Here is a 19,038-nt window from a genome sequence, read left to right as displayed (position 1 = left end):
TTTATCAGGTTGGCCCTTAAAAGGCCAACCTGATATGATAAATACATACAGTAGTAGGACAAGACTCTCCACTCCTATCCAATATCTAAGTGCTCATATGTAAGCACGGCGCCACTTCGGTGGCGTTTTTTTTTGCCTGTTTTTTCGATGCGTTAATTTTAAGGCGGAAGGGCTGCACGGAGATCATTTGTGTCAGGGTACAAGCCGATTTCGTTGCAAATGCAAGCCAGATAGAGCACTTCTTGGCAATAAGCGGCATACCCTATGGATGTAACCTTACGGAATCGTAAGCTTGGTCACCAAATACCTTAAAAATTTTTAATCATTATTCGACTTTTGTATGCTAAAATACGACTATATGTGAGGAAATTATTTAACATTTTGAAGAATTATCCTACATACGCTTTATAGGTGAATGAGAGAACGACGTAATTTGAACTCCGATCCGCAACTTTTCTATACTTCGAGAGTATACCTTAACAGGTAGCGCATCGGGAAGGATATGGAAAGCAAGGAGGAACTTGAGTCCATGACCGATTCCCAGATCATCCGCGAGATTAAAGACGGCAACGTCGAGTTATTCGCGGAATTGATGAATCGTTATCAACGAAAACTGCTATCATTTATATTTCATATGTTAAAGAGCTCCCAGTTGGAATTGCTTGCCGAGGATTTATGTGCCGAGACGTTCTTCAAGGCATATCGGAGCCTGAATACGTTCCGTGAGGCAGAGGCCTCTTTTTCGACTTGGCTATATACGATTGCCCGTAATACGGTACTAAGCGAGCTGCGGAAGCAGCGCAGCGTGCAAGTATCGTTGGACGATGATTACAGTATCGTTCCGGAAGCGCCGCGCGAGGCGGCACCGGAATATGCATTGCTGCGGAACGAGAAGGTATCTTTGGTGCGCGACGCCATTAACCGTCTGCCGGAGAAGCAGCGTTCGGCCCTCATCCTGCGCGAGTATGACCAACTGGATTATCAAGAGATTGCCAATGCCTTGGGGCAGACGGTAAGCTCCGTGAAATCGCTGCTGTTCCGCGCTCGTGCGAGTGTGAAGTCTCAGTTGGAGGCATACATTACCGAGCCGGGAGTTGAGGGGATGAATTAATGATGAAATGCGCGGAAGCGCTCGAGTGGATGCCGGTCTATTCCGATTTGCCTGCAGACGATCCGCAGCGGCTAGCGATTGAGAAGCATTTAAGCGAATGCGAATCATGCGCAGAGCAGTACAGCGTATGGGCTGCAAGCGAGGAATGGATGGACGGTGATTCGGACATAATCCTTCACGAGGCATCCGGTTCCGGATTTACGCCGGCACGGGTTATGAACATGATTTACGAAGAACAAGACTGGCTCGTTCCGGTTCATCAACGTTCACAGACATGGTCCCTGCGATCTCGCAATATGCTTGCAGGGATTGTTGCTTTTTGTATGGGGATATTTTTGTGCGCGCTCATTGTGCTGCTTGTCCGCAGAGAGCACTCGAACATCGAAGATATCAGCGGTGTGATTCCTACGGTCGTTGCCGGCGGAGATCCATCGGGCTGGGGGAAAATGACGATAGGCGTCCCGGTAGCGAGCATCAGCGATCCGGTCATTTTGCAAGTGGTGCCTACGATTCCTCATTATTGGATAGCGTTGTCCCTGTTCGGGGTTACCTTTGCATTATTGCTGTTGAATTGGCTGACGCGGGTGCGTCGTTAACTTTGGATAGAGGTTCCTCATCACATTTACACGGTACAGAAGGAGAAGCAATGGCCCAATATATCGGATTGGTTAGACACGGGATTACCGATTGGAACGCGCAGGGGAAGATTCAAGGACGGACGGACATTCCGCTGAACGATACAGGCCGGAAGCAAGCGGCGCTGCTGGCCGAGCGTTTGAAGAAGGAAGATATCGCATTTGATGCCGTCATCTCAAGCGGCCTTCGCCGGGCTGACGAGACGGGGGCTATCCTTGCGGACGCGCTGAATATTCCGCTGCTCGAGCCGGAGCCGGGATTGGTGGAGCGCGCTTACGGGCAGGTGGAAGGAACGACGCCTGAGGAGCGGGAGAAGCGCTGGGGCGCTGAGTGGCGCCAGCTTAATCTTGGACAAGAGCAGGATGACGCGCTGCGCGACCGGGCCGTCAAGACGCTGGAGTCCCTCGCCCTCCGGAGCGAAGGCCGGAATCTTCTCGCCGTGACGCATGGGAGCTGGCTGGCTCAACTGTTCATTGCTTTGTTCGGACAAATGTCGCAGGGCCATATCGGCAACTTGTCGTACTCGATTCTTGAGCGGCAAGGAGCGGCGCCCTGTATTGTATAATTGCACAAAACATATCCAACCGTCTGATGCGGTCACTATCCACCGCGGCAGATAGAAGCAGGCCTTGGTTCCGATTGATGAACCGGGGCCTGTTTTATTTTTATTTTGCTGAATAAATGCCGTACTTTTTCCAATAATGGTTAATGTAACAAGGACTCGGTCAAGGAATGAAGCTACAAAGAACGGAGGTTCGGCATGAATCTGGCAGATATGCTCAGTTACGCGGATATCGGGCAGCTCGCCCGGATTGCGAAGCGGTACGGCTGTGTATGCAATGAACGCTCCAAGCATGAATTGATCCAATCGATTCTGCTGGCTCTTGGCAGCAGGGATGTGTTCGAGCGCCATGTGAATGAGATGTCGCTGGAGGAACGGCGCTTTCTCAATTCCATCCTGTTCGATAAGCGGTCCTCCTTCAGTCTGGAGGAGCTGGTGGCCCGAGTGCAGCAGACCAAGTTCGACACGGTCGTGCCGGGCAAGTCGGATCCTGCCCCGAACGGGCCTCAACCGCGGGATACGATTGCGAAGTTCAAGCACAGCGGCTGGCTGTTCAACGGCTGCAATCCGCAGACCAAGTATCTGTTCCAGATTCCGGCCGATCTGAAGCAGCGTTTCAAAGATGTGCTGTACCAATCCTTCTCCAGCCAATTGCAGCTTACCGCTGAACCGCATGCCTATCGTGACGAGGATGGGAGAATCGGCGATGACATTTTGCAGCTCCTTGATTTCGTCGCGACGGAATGTCCGCCCTTGAATTCGGAAGGGGTGATCTACAAGCGGGCCCAGCAGCAGCTTCTCGATACGTTCGCGATTCGGGAAACGCCGATAGGCAAGGGAGAATGGCGATTCGGTTACGGCAGGCGGTTCCATGATTATCCGAACCGGTTCTCTTTGATTTACGACTACGCCTTCTACCAAGGCTGGCTGGAGGAAGGAGACGGGCGGCTGCGTCTCTCCCCGCCGGGCGAGGAGAGGCGGAGCAGGAGAGGAACCGAGCCGACGGCCTCGCTCTACCGCTTCTGGTTGAAGCTGTATAAGAACGCCATTCCGAATCTGCTGTCCGTCGTACACTGGATCCAGCTCTGCACAATCAAATGGACGACGCTGGAGTCGCTGGAACGGACGCTGCTTCCTTACATCCGGCCGTTCTACTTCGACACCTCCGAATCCGTATTTCGGCAGCGCATCATCATGATGATGGTCCATCTGGGCCTGCTTCGGCTGGGGGAGATCTCCCATGAAGTCCAGGTGCTGCAGATGACGAAAAAAGGGCAGCAAATCATCCAGGGCGTGTATGTGGCCCATGAAGACCGAATTCAACTGAACGTTGACAAGCCGCATGCCCATTGATACGATGAGACCACCTTTTATCCCATAGGATGGCATTGATAAATAGGTGTCTCGGAGGTGGGCGAACATATGATTATTCCTTACAAAGGCGTTCAACCGAGGATCGATCCCTCCGTGTATGTGGCGGAAGGGGCGAAGCTCATCGGTGACGTAACCGTCGGTCCCTTGTCCAGCGTATGGTTCAACGCCGTGCTGCGCGGCGATCTGGCGCCGATTCAGATCGGCCGGGAAGCGAACCTGCAGGACGGTGTTATCGGACATGTCAACACGGATCAGCCATTAATTATCGCGGATCGCGTCTCGATTGGACATGGTGCGATCGTGCATGGCTGCCGGATAGGCACAGGTACATTGATTGGCATGGGGGCCATTGTACTGAACGGAGCGGAAATTGGTGAATATGCTTTAGTAGGAGCTGGTTCCGTCGTCACTGAAAATAAAAAATTACCGGCCTATACTCTTTCTCTCGGTTCACCCGCAAGAGTCATACGGGAGTTGACAGAAGAAGATTTGCAGCGCATGAAGAGAACAACGGATAGCTATGTGGTGAAAGGAAAGGAATATAGGATCTCTTAATCGTTAGGTTGGAGGTGCATCCTATGGATAAAATGAAAGTGACGTATGAAGCGATGTTGAGTTTGACTGCGGAAATGATCTGGGACGACGCGATACGGAAATACCGGACGGAACGAATATATGAAGAAATTGATAAAGCATTGGCATCAGGGGATGAGACCACGTTCCGAACCTTGACGGAAGAACTGAAAACGTTGCAGTAACCGCTAATGAAGAAGCGCTCTGAGCGATTCTTCATTTTTTTGTTCACCGGGTTATAATATGGGAGAGGAGTAACTGGAAAAAAGGGGGAGCAGCATGAAATTCAGCGAGTTGACTGCAGAACAATGGAAGGAATGGGGGCCTTATCTGGACACTTGCATCCTTCCCGTGACCGGAATGACAGGGCTGGAATCGCCGGTCGAAGCGGCGGAACGGCTCGAGCGGCTGCGGGATTGGCTCGACGGGGTCGAGATTCCGTTCCACGGGCGAACCGTAACTTATCCGGCGTACCATTTTACGGGTGGGATCGAGCCGCAACCGGCAGATATCGCTCTGTTGGACAAGGTGTGCGGAAGGCTGAGGGAGCAAGGGTTTGCCTATATTGTCATTATCTCGCAAGCGGTTCGGCTCCGTCAGGGGGAGGTATCCCAGGCAGACGCTGTCTTTACGCCGGCAGAGCTGGGAACAGAAGATGCGCACGCTGTCAAGGATTTGATGAAGGACAAAATTCAAAAAATGTGGTACGCATCACAGTTTGAAGGATAAATGTGACAAAATCTCAACAATTTTTGACGTGATCGTGTTCCCATTTGCATTTCGGCTGGTAAATTCTTGACGCTTTCATGGCACTGGGATATTATAATGATGTCCTAGTTAGATTGTGATTCTCATCATAGCAAGCTGCGAGAACGGTTGTGTAAAGGGGGTAAGACAGTAATGAGCAAACCGCAAAATAACGAGCAGAAACCTCACCAACCTCGCAAAGAAATGTCTCGTAGACAATTTCTTTCTTACACATTGGGTGGAGCGAGCGCTTTCATGTTCGTCGGTCCAGCTATTCCCATGGTACGGTTCGCCGTGGATCCGCTTCTGCAGAAAAAGACAGAGGGGAACTACATAAAAGTCGCGGAAGTTAGCAAGATTACCAATGAACCTCAGGAATTTACATTCGACGTGACGCAAATCGACGGCTGGTATGAGAGCAAGCCTCAAATGGTTGCTTGGATCAGCAAGGACGAGAACGGAGATATTTTTGCGTTGTCACCGGTATGCAAGCACTTGGGATGCACGGTTAACTGGAATTCCAACCCGAAGTACAAAGATCAATATTTCTGCATGTGCCATGGCGCGCATTACACGAAGGAAGGCAAGCAACTGGCTGTAGCTCGCGCACCGCTGGACGAGTACAAAGTGAAAATTGAAAACGGTTTTGTATATCTTGGTGACAAGATTCCGAACCAACACGTGCAGTAACAAGGAGGCGTAGTGTCAGATGTTTAAAGGGGTTTACAACTGGATTGACGAACGTCTGGATATCACGCCGATATGGCGCGATGTCGCGGATCACGAAGTGCCGGAACACGTGAATCCGGCGCACCATTTTTCCGCATTCGTGTACTGCTTCGGTGGGTTGACGTTCTTTATCACCGTGATTCAGATTTTGTCCGGTATGTTCTTGACGATGTATTACGTCCCGGACATTGTCAACGCTTACTACAGTGTTGAATACTTGCAGACCAAGGTCGCGTTCGGACAGATTGTTCGGGGAATGCACCACTGGGGCGCGAGTCTTGTCATCGTCATGATGCTCTTACATACGTTGCGGGTGTTCTTCACCGGCTCTTACAAATCGCCGCGCGAAATGAACTGGGTCGTGGGCGTATTGATTCTCTTGATTATGATCGGTCTCGGGTTCACGGGATACCTGCTTCCATGGGATAACAAGGCGTACTTCGCAACCAAGGTCGGTATGGAGATCGCCGATACCGTTCCATATATCGGACCGTACGTCAAGGAATTGCTGCAGGGCGGTACGATCGTCGGAGCGCAGACGCTTACACGATTCTTCGCGATTCACGTCTTCTTCTTGCCGGCGGCTCTACTGGCCTTGATAGGCGCTCACTTCCTGATGATTCGCCGTCAAGGTATTTCTGGACCGCTATAAGAGAGGAGGAGAGACCAATTGGCACACGATAAGTCGTCGAATACTGAGAAAATCGTATATGTCGGTGATTCGCGGATAAAGAAAAAAAACCACAACACGATACCGCCGGACTATACCGCATTTCCAGGGAAGTCCGAAGCTTTCATTCCGTACTTCCTATTGAAGGAATGGATGGTCGGTGTCGTAGCTTTGGTGGGAATTCTCGTGCTAACGATTGCGGAGCCTGCTCCGCTAGGCTATCCGGCTGACCCGAACAATACGGGATTCGTTCCCATTCCTGACTGGTACTTTTTGTTCTTGTATCAGTTCTTGAAATACCCCTATGCGTCGGGAAGCTATGTCGTCATCGGCACGGTGCTCATACCCGGTATTATGTTCGGCGGATTGATGTTGGCGCCATTCCTGGACAAAGGGAAGGAACGCCGCTTCTACAAGCGCCCGATAGCTTCCTCGCTTATGATTATCAGCTTGATCGCTTGCTTCTATTTGACGCGCGTCGCTTGGCTGGGGTATGAAGCCGAACTGGCAGAGCTGAATATTAGGCCGGAACATGAGGTCCGGTTGGAAAAGGCCCGCGAAGCTGCGATGGCCGGCAAGCCTACGGGACAGCCGAAGCCGAACAAGGAGATCGCCTTGGTTGACAAGGATGATCCTGCCATGGATTATATGAAAAAAGCGGGATGCTTGAGCTGCCACGCCACTGACCTGAAGGGTCAATCCGGCCCTTCGCTCCGCGGCATCGGCGATACGTTAACCAAAGATGAGATCCTCGACATCCTTCACAATGGCAAGGGCAACATGCCGCCAATGAAGGATGCCGCAAGTGAAGAGGAATTGAATCATATCGCAGAATGGCTTGCGAAACAGAAAGCAGAGAAGTAAAATAAGTAGAGACTCGAGCCTGACCGTTGTGACGGTCAGGCTCGTTCTGTAGATGGATTATAAGATCATTCGATCCGTGCCCGCCCTAAGCGGGCGCATACGCGAACTCGCGGGATCGGAGCGGAAGAAGGTAGAGTACATATGAAGGTGACCTCTTTGTTCAGCCGTTCTTTTTTAAGCCGACGTTGGGTGCTGTGGACGCTATTCTGGTGCAATCTGCTCGGCACGGTTTACGGATATTATTGGTATAAAGCTCAATTGATCTATACGTGGAACCATCATCCGCTATGGCAGCTTCCGTTTGTCCCGGATAGCCCGACCGCCAGCTTATTTTTTACGATCAGCATTTTCTTCCTATTAATACGTCCGCAACCCCGTTCAGTCTGGGGGAGCGCCATCGTCAAGCTCATTGAGGCGCTGGCGGCAGTCACCTCCATCAAGTACGGAATATGGGCATGCGCCATGATATTTGCCGGTGCCGCCCTAGGTAACCCGATGGTATGGCAGGATTGGATGCTGATCGGTTCCCATCTGGCAATGGCGGTAGAAGCGCTGCTGTATGTACGCTTATTCCGATTTGGAAGTGCCGGCTTGACGATAGCGGCCTGCTGGACATGGCTGAATGACACCGTCGACTACAGCGCCGGAGTCTTTCCTTGGCTGCCGGGTACCCTCCATCCTTATTTATTGGAGGTATGCGCGTTCACGTTTGCCTTGACGGGCGCCAGCGTGGCATTAAGCTGGGCAGCGATGAAGCAGGCAAGACGGAACAGTTAGCGGAGGCATAAATTTGGACATCTCCCCATACGATGATGGGGGAGGGATGTACATGCTTATTAGGCGTTCACGTTGGCTTGTTATCGTAATCGGAATCATCAGCATGTGTACACTCGGCCTGGCGCCTGCCGCTGCCGCATCAGAGCCGAACAGCATGGCTGGCAAGCCGGAGGAGCGATGGCAGAAGCTGGACCAGCAGGCGGAAGCCATATATCAGGCCGTGAAGAAGCAAGAGCTTGAACAGGCGCGGCAGCTTGTGCAAAAGATGGGAGAAGCGATGACCGACACTTCATTTTATGGCGTGACGGGGGTCGAAGGGGTACGGGCGTTCAGTGGCGCGATCGTTCAAGTGAAGCGCGCGTTGCCTGCAATAGAACGGAATGAGGAACGACTGATGCATGTGGCGGCCCGCTTGCGGCTGGCGTCGGATGCGTTAATCCATAAAAAACAAGCAATGTGGCTGCAATACGAACAAATGCTTCGCGATGAAATGAACAAGATGAAGCAGGTCAAGCAAGAAGAAGAGTGGTTATCCAGCGCCAAGCAGTGGCTGCTGCATGTGGACCGCATCCGGCCGGCCGCGACCATTCAGCGCAGTCCGGAGACGATGGAGGTCATTGAATCCCTCGTACGGCTTGTCGAACGGGCCGTGGCCAAGGAGACGCCTCTCGCTGAGGTCAATCAGGCATTGAACCGGCACGGGGATGAATGGCTTCGCCAACTGTTCGGCAAGACCAAGGACACCCCGACCTTCGGCCAAGAAGATACCGGTACACTGCCGCTGCAATGGACATTGTTATTTACATTCATCATCTGCTCCGTCTTGTTCTATGTCGCATTCCAGAAATACCGCTACGAGCATGACTCGATTCGCCCTGGGCGCTTCCGCAAGTAAAGCATATCCCAACGGTTGGAAAATGGATGTGAGCTTCGGCCGGAAGCGGCGGTAGCCGTCCGGGAGGCAACGCGCGAGCGAAGGGGCCTGGCAAGTGGGAGGGGAGGATTCAAATGGAAGGATGGCAAATGTTTTTACGTCCTTATGTATATTCTCCCCTTAGTTCAGGTACGATGGACCTGAACCGATCCGCCTCATTCATTGGCCTCTCCTGGTTGCACGACGATAATGCAGCTTTTTGCTGCTTTCTTTCCGCTGGAGACGGTGCCGAAGGCGAAACACTCAAGATAAAGAGACAAGAATCTATGATCCCCTCAATCAATCCAAGTTAGCGATGATAAAGTAAACACCGAAAAACAACCTTTGTCGGCAAGACGTAGGTCAGTAGATCCGAGAGATCCGGGTAAACAACGTTCTACAGTGTAGGATACTTCGTTACCAATACCGTCTCACGTGCTGTTGAAGGTACTGTTCAGGAATCAGGTATACAAAAACAAACACCCTCTCACGTGCTGTGGAAGGCACTGTTCAGGAATCAGGAATACAAATTAAACACCCTCTTACGTGCTGCGAAGACGCTGTTCAGGAAAACGAAACAAGTACAGTCTTACGGTATGCAAGCTGCCGGTATATAAAATCAAAAACATCACTTTTTTACCTAGACGGTGTTCTGAAAAGCCAAATAAACATTGTCTTGCACTGTTGCAGCAGATGTTCTGAAAAGCCAAATAAACATCGACTTATACTGTTCTAACACGCTGATCTGAGAAGAGGAATAATCATGCTCTAACGCTCTTGCTAGACGCCGTTGTATAAAAGAAATATATATTGTCTTACGTAATCAAAATAACACCATCATATGCTCTGCAAGATGCTGCTCGACATTTCAAAGTATACACCGCCTTCAAGTTGTGCAAGACGCTGATCAGCAGTTCCGAGTACAAACGCGCTACGCCGCGCAAGACGCCGCTCGGGATGGAGAAAATGCTTGTCTTGTGTGTGTTAACCTAGCCGGCGATGGCGTAAGACAAACTTGGAGCAATTGAGAGGCGACGGCAGCGGGTGGCGTATTGATCCGGAAGTTGAATTCATCCAAGTAACGCTGCAGGTACTTGGCGCCGATTCCGTGGAACGTTCGGTTCAACCATTGGCGAGCCTGCCGATACATCGTATAAAGCCGGCCGTCCCGGCGAATACGGAAAATGTAGCGGTTTATCTCTGTCTCATAGTTATCGTTTTTTTCGACATGCTGATCTTTGAAGTGCTGACATCCCGAGGGAAGCAGCAGTTTGCCTGACAGATGCTCCCTGCCGATAAGCTTCATCTTGAATTGTCTTGCCGGTCCGAACGCGGAGTGGGAAGAGGTCTCCGCAACGATAATTGCAGTCTCCTTGTCATGCAACACAATGGGCGAACTGAATGGTCGCCCATAGAACACGATAATGCCTCGAACATCTCCTTTCATAAGATTATTGGTATCATGATAATGAATTGCGCCTCGAATTTTATGTAAAATGAGCCAGGACGTCTTATAGGTAACTTGAAGTACAGCTTGCAGTTGAACGGCGTTGATTCCAGGTTCCCTTATTGAGACGAGCCAAATCGCCGCAAACCACTTCTTGAGCGAGGTTCTGCTCCCTTCCATTATCGTTCCGGCGATAAGCGAAGTCTGGTGATGGCAAGAACGACATTCATAGAGAGGAAGCCGGCGTGTTCTAATGGTATAAGCCTGGCGATGCTCACAGCGCGGACAAATGAAGCCTTCCGGCCATTTGACTCTCTCAAAATAAGCGGCGCAATCCGCTTCCGTCGCGAATGTGTTCCACAACTCCTCCAATGTTGAAATCTCATCCAACTTCTTCACTTGCGATCCCTCCAGACTATTATTGTTTGTATGGAACGAACAAATGTTCTTAAAATAATTATAGCGAACATACATTCTGTTATCAACCCCCCCCCCATTTTCCAAAAATGGTACAATATTAGCGCTTTTCAGTTTTGTTTTCTTTGGAGGTTTTAACACATGGCGGTTTCCCTCGATCCGGGGGAAGCTGGGCGCCGCGGTAATGGCCGATGAGCTAGTTAGCTCTAGCTCTCTTCTTATTTTCAATCTCCCTTTGGGTCAGAAAAAGTGGAGCATATATTCGTTTCATGAAACTTACATCAGAATTGTAACTCATATGTTAGAAATCGCAGCTGAGAAAAAATGAAGGGAGACCGTTAGAACCAGCGTTATTTTTCTATTCGTGATGATGGGATTCATAAGCTTATATTGTACAGGCAGTCATTATTGTGTACATCCTGACGATAGGCTTGTCCTGAATGAACGGGAGACTAGGATAAAGAGGCGGGGGAGAGGATGTTGTGGTGATCAGGGTCAGAGTGGTTGGAGAAGCCTGATGCCAGGGCTGCCTGACGCAAAGGGAGAATGGTGAAAAGAGCTCTGACAGCATGTATTGCTCTGGATCACATGCCTCCTAGCTTATAGACCATATGCACTCTTGATCAGATGCCTTCCAGATCAGATCACATGCACTCTTAATCAGGTGCATTCCAGATCACGTGTACTATTGATTGGATTACGTTCTAGATCAGATGCGCTTTGGATCAGATGCTCTTTGGAACATGCTACATCGCATAGGGGACACTTGCGTAACGAGGCGATCCTGTTTTCAGAACGGTAATCCCTCACCGGGTATGGAAAAATATCCTTCCATATTCTCTTCAATAGGCATTTACGAGACTAGCTGTCCAATAGTAGAAACACGATTTGTTTCAATTGAGCGGATAAATATGTAAGGGAGGCGGAGGTACACCTGAATTAAAGGGGGAGTGCTAGGGGAAGTGAAGAGAGGGGGAGGGGAAGGATAGAAGGCAGCCCAAAAACCGGAAGCATGCGCTCCCGGTATTTTCTTCGTGCGCAAATCTTCATCAGTACGTGAATCAACGTCAATGCCCGAATCTTTATCGCCGGCATTCTGCATGGCGGTTATCCTTCGCGGAAGCCCTCTCCTAGCACGTCATGGACATCGCTGACGACGATGAAGGCGCGCGGGTCGATTTGTTTGACGAGCGTCTTGAAACGGCGCATTTCGGTGCGGCTGACGACGCAGTACACGATCTGCTTTTGTTCGCCGGAGTAGGCTCCGATCACGGGAATGAGCGTTACGCCGCGCTCCATCTCGTTAGTTATGGTCTGCGAGATCGCTTCGGCATGGTCGGTGATGACGGTGAAGGCTTTGGCCGCATACGCCCCTTCCTGAATAAAATCGATGATTCGGGAAGAGATGAATACGGTTACGAGAGTGTACAGAATTTTTTCCTTCGGGATGTAGAATAAGGCGGAGCCGATGATGAAGATATCGAGCAGCAAAATGAATTGGCCCATGCTGATCCCGAATCTTCGGTTGGCGATCCGCGCCAGGATGTCTACGCCTCCGGTGGTCCCGCCGAAGCGGAATACAATGCCAAGGCCGGCCCCTAACGTCACGCCCGCGTACAGGGGAGCAAGAATGAAATCGTGTTCTGTCTGGAACGGGAGGATCCATTGATTGGCTACGGCCCGTTCGAACAGCCACAAAAACACGGTGAGGGACAGAACGCCATAGATGCTGTATATTAATTGCCGGGTTCCCAATGCTCTCCAACCGATTGCAAAAAGCGGGATGTTCAGCACAAGCGTGGAAATGGACGGTTGAATGCCTGCGGCATAGTTCAGCAGCACCGTAATCCCGGTGACGCCGCCTTCCATGAGCTGGTTGGGAAGAATGAAGTAAATCAGACCGAACGCGTACACGGCCGTTCCGATCGTTATCGGCAGGTAAGTCTGCCATATGCGCTTCAGCCAGGTCGAATTCACGTGTGGCATGGCTCCTTTTTCAATGAAGATAAGTATCGCGCTTGCGCGGCGCATTCTTAGTATATCGAAATAACTTACATATAAAAAGCATTTGTTTTCCAGCCGGGTATACGTTAACATAGTAGCAGAAATGAAACATGAAACAGCTGACAAAGAAGGGGATGGCATGGCGACAAATTCGGATTTGAAGGTGCTCTTGTCGTCGCTGCGCGAGAAGCCTTTGGCGGAAATGCAGCGCGAAGTGGACCGTTACATATCGCAATTCAAGGAAGGATATTTCAGCCCACTCGCCTTGCTGGCGCGCTTGTCCGAAGAGGTGGGCGAATTGGCCAGGGAAGTGAATCATACGTATGGCGAGAAGCCGAAAAAGGCTTCGGAGGCGGACAATTCCATTGAATTGGAACTGGGAGATATCCTGTTCATTTTATTATGCTTTGCCAATTCGCTTGGCATTGATTTGACGAAGGCGCATGACGATGTCATGCACAAATTCACGACGAGAGACGCTGATCGATGGACGCGGATTGAGGAACACCCGAACGCTTAGCGGGCACGATAAGGAAAGGAAGGGCGAGGATGGAACAAATCAAAGTAGCCGTAGTCGGAGCAGGAGGCCGAATGGGCCGTGAAGTCGTAAAAATGGTGCTGGGAGATGATGCGCTTCGCCTCGTTGCCGCTGTCGACCGTTCAACAGGACCTGTCGACGCCGGTTCGCTGGTCGGACTGCCGGCCTGCGGCGTCATCGTCGAGTCCGATCTCGAGAAGGCGCTGCAAGCAAGCGCGCCGGATGTGATGGTTGATTTTACGACACCGCAGGCAGTGCTGCAGCATACCGAGCTGGCGATCCAGCACGGGGTTCGCCCGGTAATCGGAACGACGGGGTTCGCTCCGGAAGATATCGAACGCTTGGGCGCCATGTGCAAGGAGCAGGGAATCGGGGGCTTGATCGCGCCGAATTTCTCGATTGGGGCAATCCTGATGATGCGGTTCGCGCAGCAGGCGGCCAAATATTTCCCGGATGTTGAGATTATTGAATATCACGGGGATCAGAAGCTGGACGCGCCTTCGGGAACAGCGATCAAGACGGCCGAGCTAATTTCCCAGACGAGAGAAGAGAAGCGCCAGGGCAATCCGAACGAAGAAGAGAAGCTGGAAGGCGCGCGCGGAGGTTACTATAATGGATTCCGCATCCATAGCGTACGGCTTCCCGGGGTGTTTGCGCAGCAGGAGGTTATTTTCGGCGGTTATGGACAAACCTTGAAAATTCGCCATGATTCTTATGAGCGGGCCGGCTATATGCCGGGCGTCAACGTCGCGGTGAAGAAAGTGATGGGGCTTCAAGAGCTGGTTTACGGATTTGAACATCTGCTAGACGACTAAGCCCGTTATATTACAGGGGATATAACAACGGAGGTTACAGCATGTACAAAATCGCATTTATCGCACATGACCGCAAAAAAGACGAGATGGTCAACTTCGTGACGGCGTATGAGAGTGTATTCCGCGGCCACCAGTTATACTCGACAGGCACGACGGGGCTTCGCATTATGGAGCAAACCGATTTGGACATCCATCGCTTCCAATCGGGACCGCTTGGCGGCGATCAGCAGATTGGCGCGCTTGTCGCCGAAAATGAGATGGATCTCCTTATTTTCCTGCGCGATCCGTTAATGGCCCAGCCGCATGAGCCGGATATTATCGCGCTGCTTCGTCTATGCGACGTGCAGGGCATTCCGGTGGCGACGAATGTCGCGACGGCGGAAATTTTGGTCAAGGCGATGCAGCGCGGCGATTTTGCATGGCGGGAATTGTCTCATAAATACAAGCCGGGAGTGGAAGAGTAATGAAAGAGCTGGATATCCTAGCCTTCGGCGCGCATGCGGACGATGTGGAGATCGGGATGGCGGGCACCATCGCCAAGCATACGAAGCTCGGTTACCGCGTCGGCATCTGCGATCTGACAGAGGCGGAGATGTCCTCGAATGGAACGGTCGAGCGGCGGCGAGGCGAGGCGCAGCAAGCAAGCGACATTCTTGGCCTGGCGGTTCGCGATAATCTGAAGCTGCCTGACAGGGGGCTGGAGCTCCGGCGCGAGCATATCGATGCGGTCGTCGGCGCAATCCGACGCTATCGTCCCCGCATCGTATTTATGCCTTATTGGGAGGATCGCCATCCGGATCATATTCAATGCAGCCGCATTGTGCAGGAAGCGATTTTCAATGCGAAGCTTCGCCGTTATATGCCTGATACGCCCGCGCATCAAGTGGAGCAGGTTTTTTATTACTTCATTAATGATATTGCTCCCGCGCAGATTCTGGTCGATGTGACGGATGTCTATGAAGAGAAGCGCAAGGCGCTGCGTGCCTATGCTTCTCAATTCGTCCGCCCGAGCGGCACGGATGATGTTGTCTTTACGCCGCTTAATCAAGGGTATGTGGAACGGGTCGAGGCGAGAGACGCCTTGCTCGGGCAGGCAAGAGGCTTTGCTATGGCCGAAGGATTTGCCATGAAAGGGCCGTACGCCGTTTCCGCCTTTTTATAAGTCCGTTCAGGGCATGCTGGATGCCGTGGAACGAAGCATTTTGGAACAGATAGGAGGGAAGCGGCTTGAAGGAAGGACTGAAAATCGGAATTACCTGCTATCCGTCTCTCGGAGGCTCCGGCGTCGTTGCGACTGAGCTGGGGAAGCTTCTGGCGGAGCGCGGACATCAAGTGCACTTTATTACTCACAATATTCCATTCCGCCTCGGATCCGGGTTCTTGAAGAACATCTATTATCATGAAGTGGATGTCAACGATTATTATGTCTTTCGCTATCCGCCCTATGATTTGTCGCTGGCGAATAAAATGGCGCAGGTAGCCAATATGCAGCAGCTCGACGTCTTGCATGTTCATTACGCGGTGCCGCACGCGGTGTGCGCCTACCTGGCCAAGCAGATGTCCCATCCGGATCTGAAGGTCGTCACGACGCTGCACGGGACGGATATCACCGTTCTCGCCCAGGATGAATCGCTCAAGGATATGATAAGGTTCGCCATCAATGAGAGCGATGCGGTTACTGCCGTTTCCCAGGATTTGATTCGAGAAACGCGGGAGCTGTTAGAGATAACCCGCCCGATCGACTTGACCTATAACTTCGTTGACAAGCGCATCTATTATCCGCGGGATGTCACTCAGCTCCGCGCTGAATTCGCTTATCCGTTTGAAAAAATATTGATGCATATTTCGAATTTCCGTCCCGTGAAACGGGTGGCGGATGTCGTGGATATTTTTTATCGCGTGCAACAGGAGGTGGCCGCCCGTCTCGTCTTCGTCGGCGAAGGACCGGATATGCCGAAGGTGCAGTGCAAAATCCGGGAGATGGGGCTGGAGGACCGGGTTCACTTTCTCGGCAAGCAGGATGAAATCGCCCAAGTCATCTCAATGGCCGATTGCTTGCTGCTTCCTTCGGAGAAAGAGAGCTTCGGCCTGGTCGCGCTCGAAGCGATGGCTTGCGGCGTACCGACGATCGGCTCCGAGGCCGGAGGCATTCCGGAACTGGTGAAGCATGGAGAGACCGGATTTCTCGCTCCGATCGGGGATACGGAAGCGATGGCCGATTACGCCATTCAACTGCTGAGCCAGCCGCGGCTCGCCCAGACGATGCGCGAAGCGTGTCTGCATCGGGCACATCACGATTTCTGCAACGATCTGATCACGTGGGAATATGAAAAAATTTATTACCGGGTGCTCGGGCAAGAAGTCGGCATTCCGAAGCCCGTCTGTTAATGTACAGCCGGAATCTACTGCGCGCAATGGCTGCCATTGCGCGCGCTTGCATGTAAAGGGGTGACCCAGAGATGGAATGCCATCCTCAAGAAAAATTGCTGTATGCGGAGGCGCGGCAAGTGATGCGCCACTTGCTGGCGGCGGGGCATGAAGCCTATATTGTCGGAGGCTCCGTGCGGGATAGGCTGCTCGGCCGGCCCGTCGGCGACATCGATATCGCGACCTCCGCTCTGCCGGAGCAGGTGACGGCGTTATTCCGACGCGTCGTGCCGACGGGACTCGCACATGGCACGGTGACGGTCGTCATGGATCATCATACATATGAGGTGACGACCTTCCGCAAGGAGTCCGTCTACGAGGATCATCGGCGGCCCGAAGCGGTCGAGTTCATCGGCGATCTGGAGGAGGATCTCCGGCGCCGCGACTTTACCATCAACGCGATGGCGCTTGATATTGAGGGGCGCCTGCGCGATCCGTTCGGCGGCCGGGATGATCTGGAGCGGCGCCTTATCCGCTGCGTCGGCGATCCGGAGACGCGGTTCCGCGAGGACGCCCTGCGGATGCTGCGGGGCGTCCGGTTCGCGTCGCTGCTGGGCGGACGCATCGCCAAGTCGACGTGGCGGGCGCTTCTCCGCCAACGGGAGACGCTGCGCTACGTCGCGATGGAACGGGTTCGCGACGAGCTGTGGAAGCTGACCGCGGGAGCCGATCCGGCCCGCGGGTGGGCCATGCTTGCGCGCAGCGGGCTCCTGCGCTATGCGAAGGAGCCGCTCGGCGCGCTGGCGGTCCCTGCGCCGGACGGCTGGCCGCGGCTCTTGTGCGCGCTCGGGGCCGTGGACGGACCCGAGCTGCGCTTCGCCGCGCTGCTGCTCGGCCTGGCGGCCGGCGAGGCGGAAGCGAAGCGCATCGTGCAGGCGCTTCGCTTCTCGGGCGCGCAGCAGGACGCGGTGCTCGGCGTCCTGCGCGCGGAGGCGCGGCTGGCGGCCGGAGGCGAGGCCGCCCTGGCCGGGCCCGGCGGCGAGCGCGCCTGGCGCCGGGCCTACGCGGAAGCGCTCTACGCCTGCGGCGAGGACGCGCTCCGCGGATGGCACGCCTGCCGCACGGCGCTGGCTGGCGTGCCGGAGGAGCGGCTTGCGCCGTTCCTGCGGGACGGCGAAGCCTGGCTCCAGCGCATCGCCGTCCGCCGCCTGCCGGATATCGCCCTGACGGGCGGGGATCTGCTGCAAGCGGCGGACCGGCCGGCCGGGCCGTGGCTTCGCGAGGCGCTCGAAGCCGCCTGGCTTGCCGTCGCGCTCGGCGACGTGCCGAACGAGCGCGACGCGCTCAGGAAATACGTGGAGAAAGAGTGGAACAACGAATGAATGAAAAATTACTGGACTGGTTCCGGGAACACCCGGATCAATATATTTCCGGCGAGGAATTGAGCCGCCGGCTCCAGATCACGCGGACGGCCGTATGGAAGCAGATCAACGTCCTTCGCGCCAAAGGCTACGCCTTCGACGCCGTGCCGAAGCTCGGGTACCGTCTGGTAACCCAGCCGACCCGGCTCGATGAGGCGGCGCTGCTCAGCAAGCTGGCGCCGGGCACCTTCGGCAACCGGCTGCGCATCCTGGAGAAGACGGAGTCGACCCAGAACGAAGCGGCCGCCTGGGCGAAGGAAGGCGCGCCCGAGGGCGCGGTCGTGCTGGCGGAGGAGCAGACGGGCGGCCGGGGCCGCCAGGGGCATGTCTGGCATTCGCCGGCAGGCAAGGGCGTCTGGATGAGCATCGTCCTGCGCCCTCGCATTCCGCTGCCGTATACGCCGCACCTGACGCTGCTCTCGGCGGTGGCGATGTTCCGGTCGATGAAAAAGCTGACATCCGCCCCGCTCGGCATCAAATGGCCGAACGACATCTTGGCCGACGGCAAAAAAGTGGCCGGCATCCTGCTCGAGTCGGCCGCCGAAGACGAGCGGCTGCTCTACGTCATTGCCGGCATCGGCATCAGCGTCAACCTGGATGCCGCCGACTTCCCGGAGGAGCTGCAAGAGCGGGCGACGTCCTTGAAGATCGTGACGGGCCAGGAAGTGGACCGGGCCACGCTGGTGGCGGCATGCCTGCAGGAGATGGAGCAGTTGTACCGGCTGTATGAGGAGGAAGGATTCGGGCCCATCCGCACGCTGTGGGAGGCCCAGAGCATCACGCTCGGACGCCAGATGACCGTCGAGACCCCGCAGGGGCCGCTGCAGGGCGTCGCGGTAGGGCTGGATGAATCCGGCGCCCTGCTGCTGAGGGACAAGACGGGAGCGGTGCAAAAAGTTTTTTCCGGAGATGTGCATTTTTCCGGGTGAAACAGGTTCATGGATCTGCTATACTGTAGTCGGTGAGGCGGTATCTCGGGAGAGAATCGCACTCACCCGAGTAAGCAAGGAAATCGTGCCGACAAGTACATATTCCTTGACGAACGTGATGCACGTATCTGCTCTGAGCCGAAG

General features: G+C 53.6%; 21 protein-coding genes and 1 pseudogene. 20 read left to right on the top strand and 2 right to left on the bottom strand.

The annotated features are described in order from the left end of the window. Nucleotides 1-529: 529 nt before the first annotated feature. The 13 genes and pseudogenes from OCY70_RS32625 (at nucleotide 530) to OCY70_RS32565 (ending at nucleotide 9,270) form a co-directional block, all read left to right on the top strand. Nucleotides 530-1,111 (top strand): RNA polymerase sigma factor, encoded by a 582-nt coding sequence (locus OCY70_RS32625; RefSeq protein ID WP_006678871.1) that lies wholly within the window; start codon nucleotides 530-532, stop codon nucleotides 1,109-1,111. Then, nucleotides 1,111-1,707, top strand: coding sequence for a zf-HC2 domain-containing protein (locus OCY70_RS32620; protein ID WP_213426113.1), 597 nt, complete (start codon nucleotides 1,111-1,113; stop codon nucleotides 1,705-1,707). The genes OCY70_RS32625 and OCY70_RS32620 overlap by 1 nt, the downstream gene beginning before the upstream one ends. A 50-nt stretch (nucleotides 1,708-1,757) precedes the next feature. Beyond that, a pseudogene (locus tag OCY70_RS32615) lies at nucleotides 1,758-2,367 on the top strand (histidine phosphatase family protein). Nucleotides 2,368-2,507: 140 nt separating this feature from the next. Beyond that, nucleotides 2,508-3,662, top strand: coding sequence for a hypothetical protein (locus OCY70_RS32610; RefSeq protein WP_213426112.1), 1,155 nt, complete (start codon nucleotides 2,508-2,510; stop codon nucleotides 3,660-3,662). A gap of 69 nt (nucleotides 3,663-3,731) precedes the next feature. Continuing rightward, the gene (locus tag OCY70_RS32605) at nucleotides 3,732-4,238 is read left to right on the top strand and encodes a gamma carbonic anhydrase family protein (RefSeq protein WP_213426111.1); all 507 of its coding nucleotides are present in this window, start codon (nucleotides 3,732-3,734) and stop codon (nucleotides 4,236-4,238) included. 23 nt (nucleotides 4,239-4,261) lie between these two features. Then, nucleotides 4,262-4,441 (top strand): IDEAL domain-containing protein, encoded by a 180-nt coding sequence (locus OCY70_RS32600; protein WP_213426110.1) that lies wholly within the window; start codon nucleotides 4,262-4,264, stop codon nucleotides 4,439-4,441. Nucleotides 4,442-4,535: 94 nt separating this feature from the next. Next, entirely contained in the window at nucleotides 4,536-4,985 is a 450-nt protein-coding gene (locus OCY70_RS32595; RefSeq protein ID WP_213426109.1) for a DUF2487 family protein, read from the top strand. A 171-nt stretch (nucleotides 4,986-5,156) separates the two neighbouring features. Next, the gene (locus OCY70_RS32590) at nucleotides 5,157-5,693 is read left to right on the top strand and encodes a QcrA and Rieske domain-containing protein (protein WP_213426108.1); all 537 of its coding nucleotides are present in this window, start codon (nucleotides 5,157-5,159) and stop codon (nucleotides 5,691-5,693) included. 19 nt (nucleotides 5,694-5,712) lie between these two features. Beyond that, nucleotides 5,713-6,384 carry a menaquinol-cytochrome c reductase cytochrome b subunit gene (gene qcrB, locus OCY70_RS32585; protein ID WP_168181500.1) on the top strand — a complete coding sequence of 224 codons (672 nt, stop codon included), beginning with the start codon at nucleotides 5,713-5,715 and terminating at the stop codon, nucleotides 6,382-6,384. 18 nt (nucleotides 6,385-6,402) lie between these two features. Continuing rightward, nucleotides 6,403-7,266: a menaquinol-cytochrome c reductase cytochrome b/c subunit gene (locus OCY70_RS32580; RefSeq protein WP_213426107.1), complete on the top strand. Its 864-nt coding sequence runs from the start codon at nucleotides 6,403-6,405 to the stop codon at nucleotides 7,264-7,266. Between the two features lie 141 nt (nucleotides 7,267-7,407). Then, nucleotides 7,408-8,043, top strand: coding sequence for a DUF1405 domain-containing protein (locus tag OCY70_RS32575; RefSeq protein ID WP_213426106.1), 636 nt, complete (start codon nucleotides 7,408-7,410; stop codon nucleotides 8,041-8,043). A 52-nt stretch (nucleotides 8,044-8,095) separates the two neighbouring features. Then, nucleotides 8,096-8,938, top strand: coding sequence for a sporulation protein YpjB (locus OCY70_RS32570; RefSeq protein ID WP_213426105.1), 843 nt, complete (start codon nucleotides 8,096-8,098; stop codon nucleotides 8,936-8,938). A 113-nt stretch (nucleotides 8,939-9,051) separates the two neighbouring features. After that, nucleotides 9,052-9,270, top strand: a complete 219-nt coding sequence (locus OCY70_RS32565) for a hypothetical protein (RefSeq protein WP_213426104.1) — start codon at nucleotides 9,052-9,054, stop codon at nucleotides 9,268-9,270. A 617-nt stretch (nucleotides 9,271-9,887) separates the two neighbouring features. On the opposite strand, the gene OCY70_RS32560 is transcribed toward OCY70_RS32565, so the two are convergent. After that, nucleotides 9,888-10,802: a transposase gene (locus tag OCY70_RS32560; RefSeq protein WP_213426103.1), complete on the bottom strand. Its 915-nt coding sequence runs from the start codon at nucleotides 10,800-10,802 to the stop codon at nucleotides 9,888-9,890. A 1,125-nt stretch (nucleotides 10,803-11,927) separates the two neighbouring features. Continuing rightward, nucleotides 11,928-12,806 carry a YitT family protein gene (locus OCY70_RS32555; RefSeq protein ID WP_213426102.1) on the bottom strand — a complete coding sequence of 293 codons (879 nt, stop codon included), beginning with the start codon at nucleotides 12,804-12,806 and terminating at the stop codon, nucleotides 11,928-11,930. Between the two features lie 157 nt (nucleotides 12,807-12,963). Here OCY70_RS32555 and OCY70_RS32550 point away from each other — a divergent pair, with 157 nt between their 5' ends. From OCY70_RS32550 to OCY70_RS32520, 7 genes are all read left to right on the top strand, one after another. Continuing rightward, nucleotides 12,964-13,344, top strand: a complete 381-nt coding sequence (locus OCY70_RS32550) for a nucleotide pyrophosphohydrolase (RefSeq protein WP_213426101.1) — start codon at nucleotides 12,964-12,966, stop codon at nucleotides 13,342-13,344. A 29-nt stretch (nucleotides 13,345-13,373) separates the two neighbouring features. Then, nucleotides 13,374-14,177, top strand: coding sequence for a 4-hydroxy-tetrahydrodipicolinate reductase (gene dapB / locus OCY70_RS32545; RefSeq protein WP_213426100.1), 804 nt, complete (start codon nucleotides 13,374-13,376; stop codon nucleotides 14,175-14,177). A gap of 41 nt (nucleotides 14,178-14,218) precedes the next feature. Beyond that, a complete protein-coding gene (gene mgsA, locus OCY70_RS32540; protein WP_213426099.1) occupies nucleotides 14,219-14,641 on the top strand; it encodes a methylglyoxal synthase in 423 nt (140 codons plus the stop codon). Beyond that, nucleotides 14,641-15,339, top strand: a complete 699-nt coding sequence (bshB1, locus tag OCY70_RS32535; protein WP_213426098.1) for a bacillithiol biosynthesis deacetylase BshB1 — start codon at nucleotides 14,641-14,643, stop codon at nucleotides 15,337-15,339. The genes mgsA and bshB1 overlap by 1 nt, the downstream gene beginning before the upstream one ends. A 65-nt stretch (nucleotides 15,340-15,404) precedes the next feature. After that, entirely contained in the window at nucleotides 15,405-16,565 is a 1,161-nt protein-coding gene (bshA, locus tag OCY70_RS32530) for an N-acetyl-alpha-D-glucosaminyl L-malate synthase BshA (protein ID WP_213426097.1), read from the top strand. A gap of 71 nt (nucleotides 16,566-16,636) precedes the next feature. Next, entirely contained in the window at nucleotides 16,637-17,926 is a 1,290-nt protein-coding gene (locus OCY70_RS32525; protein WP_213426096.1) for a CCA tRNA nucleotidyltransferase, read from the top strand. Then, entirely contained in the window at nucleotides 17,923-18,894 is a 972-nt protein-coding gene (locus OCY70_RS32520; protein ID WP_213426095.1) for a biotin--[acetyl-CoA-carboxylase] ligase, read from the top strand. The genes OCY70_RS32525 and OCY70_RS32520 overlap by 4 nt, the downstream gene beginning before the upstream one ends. Nucleotides 18,895-19,038: the final 144 nt, after the last annotated feature.

Source organism: Paenibacillus melissococcoides (assembly GCA_944800085.1).
Classification (GTDB): Bacteria; Bacillota; Bacilli; order Paenibacillales; family Paenibacillaceae; genus Paenibacillus_B; species Paenibacillus_B melissococcoides.
The sequence above is the reverse complement of the archived record's forward strand: the minus strand, read 5'-3'. Positions and strand labels throughout refer to the sequence as shown.

What these genes read in the sequence shown, in the direction of transcription:
- OCY70_RS32625 (WP_006678871.1), top strand. Translation starts at nt 530, where the DNA reads ATGACCGATTCCCAGATCATCCGCGAGATTAAAGACGGCAACGTCGAG.
- OCY70_RS32620 (WP_213426113.1), top strand. Translation starts at nt 1,111, where the DNA reads ATGATGAAATGCGCGGAAGCGCTCGAGTGGATGCCGGTCTATTCCGAT.
- OCY70_RS32610 (WP_213426112.1), top strand. Translation starts at nt 2,508, where the DNA reads ATGAATCTGGCAGATATGCTCAGTTACGCGGATATCGGGCAGCTCGCC.
- OCY70_RS32605 (WP_213426111.1), top strand. Translation starts at nt 3,732, where the DNA reads ATGATTATTCCTTACAAAGGCGTTCAACCGAGGATCGATCCCTCCGTG.
- OCY70_RS32600 (WP_213426110.1), top strand. Translation starts at nt 4,262, where the DNA reads ATGGATAAAATGAAAGTGACGTATGAAGCGATGTTGAGTTTGACTGCG.
- OCY70_RS32595 (WP_213426109.1), top strand. Translation starts at nt 4,536, where the DNA reads ATGAAATTCAGCGAGTTGACTGCAGAACAATGGAAGGAATGGGGGCCT.
- OCY70_RS32590 (WP_213426108.1), top strand. Translation starts at nt 5,157, where the DNA reads ATGAGCAAACCGCAAAATAACGAGCAGAAACCTCACCAACCTCGCAAA.
- qcrB (WP_168181500.1), top strand. Translation starts at nt 5,713, where the DNA reads ATGTTTAAAGGGGTTTACAACTGGATTGACGAACGTCTGGATATCACG.
- OCY70_RS32575 (WP_213426106.1), top strand. Translation starts at nt 7,408, where the DNA reads ATGAAGGTGACCTCTTTGTTCAGCCGTTCTTTTTTAAGCCGACGTTGG.
- OCY70_RS32570 (WP_213426105.1), top strand. Translation starts at nt 8,096, where the DNA reads ATGCTTATTAGGCGTTCACGTTGGCTTGTTATCGTAATCGGAATCATC.
- OCY70_RS32565 (WP_213426104.1), top strand. Translation starts at nt 9,052, where the DNA reads ATGGAAGGATGGCAAATGTTTTTACGTCCTTATGTATATTCTCCCCTT.
- OCY70_RS32555 (WP_213426102.1), bottom strand. Translation starts at nt 12,806, where the DNA reads ATGCCACACGTGAATTCGACCTGGCTGAAGCGCATATGGCAGACTTAC.
- OCY70_RS32550 (WP_213426101.1), top strand. Translation starts at nt 12,964, where the DNA reads ATGGCGACAAATTCGGATTTGAAGGTGCTCTTGTCGTCGCTGCGCGAG.
- dapB (WP_213426100.1), top strand. Translation starts at nt 13,374, where the DNA reads ATGGAACAAATCAAAGTAGCCGTAGTCGGAGCAGGAGGCCGAATGGGC.
- mgsA (WP_213426099.1), top strand. Translation starts at nt 14,219, where the DNA reads ATGTACAAAATCGCATTTATCGCACATGACCGCAAAAAAGACGAGATG.
- bshB1 (WP_213426098.1), top strand. Translation starts at nt 14,641, where the DNA reads ATGAAAGAGCTGGATATCCTAGCCTTCGGCGCGCATGCGGACGATGTG.
- OCY70_RS32525 (WP_213426096.1), top strand. Translation starts at nt 16,637, where the DNA reads ATGGAATGCCATCCTCAAGAAAAATTGCTGTATGCGGAGGCGCGGCAA.
- OCY70_RS32520 (WP_213426095.1), top strand. Translation starts at nt 17,923, where the DNA reads ATGAATGAAAAATTACTGGACTGGTTCCGGGAACACCCGGATCAATAT.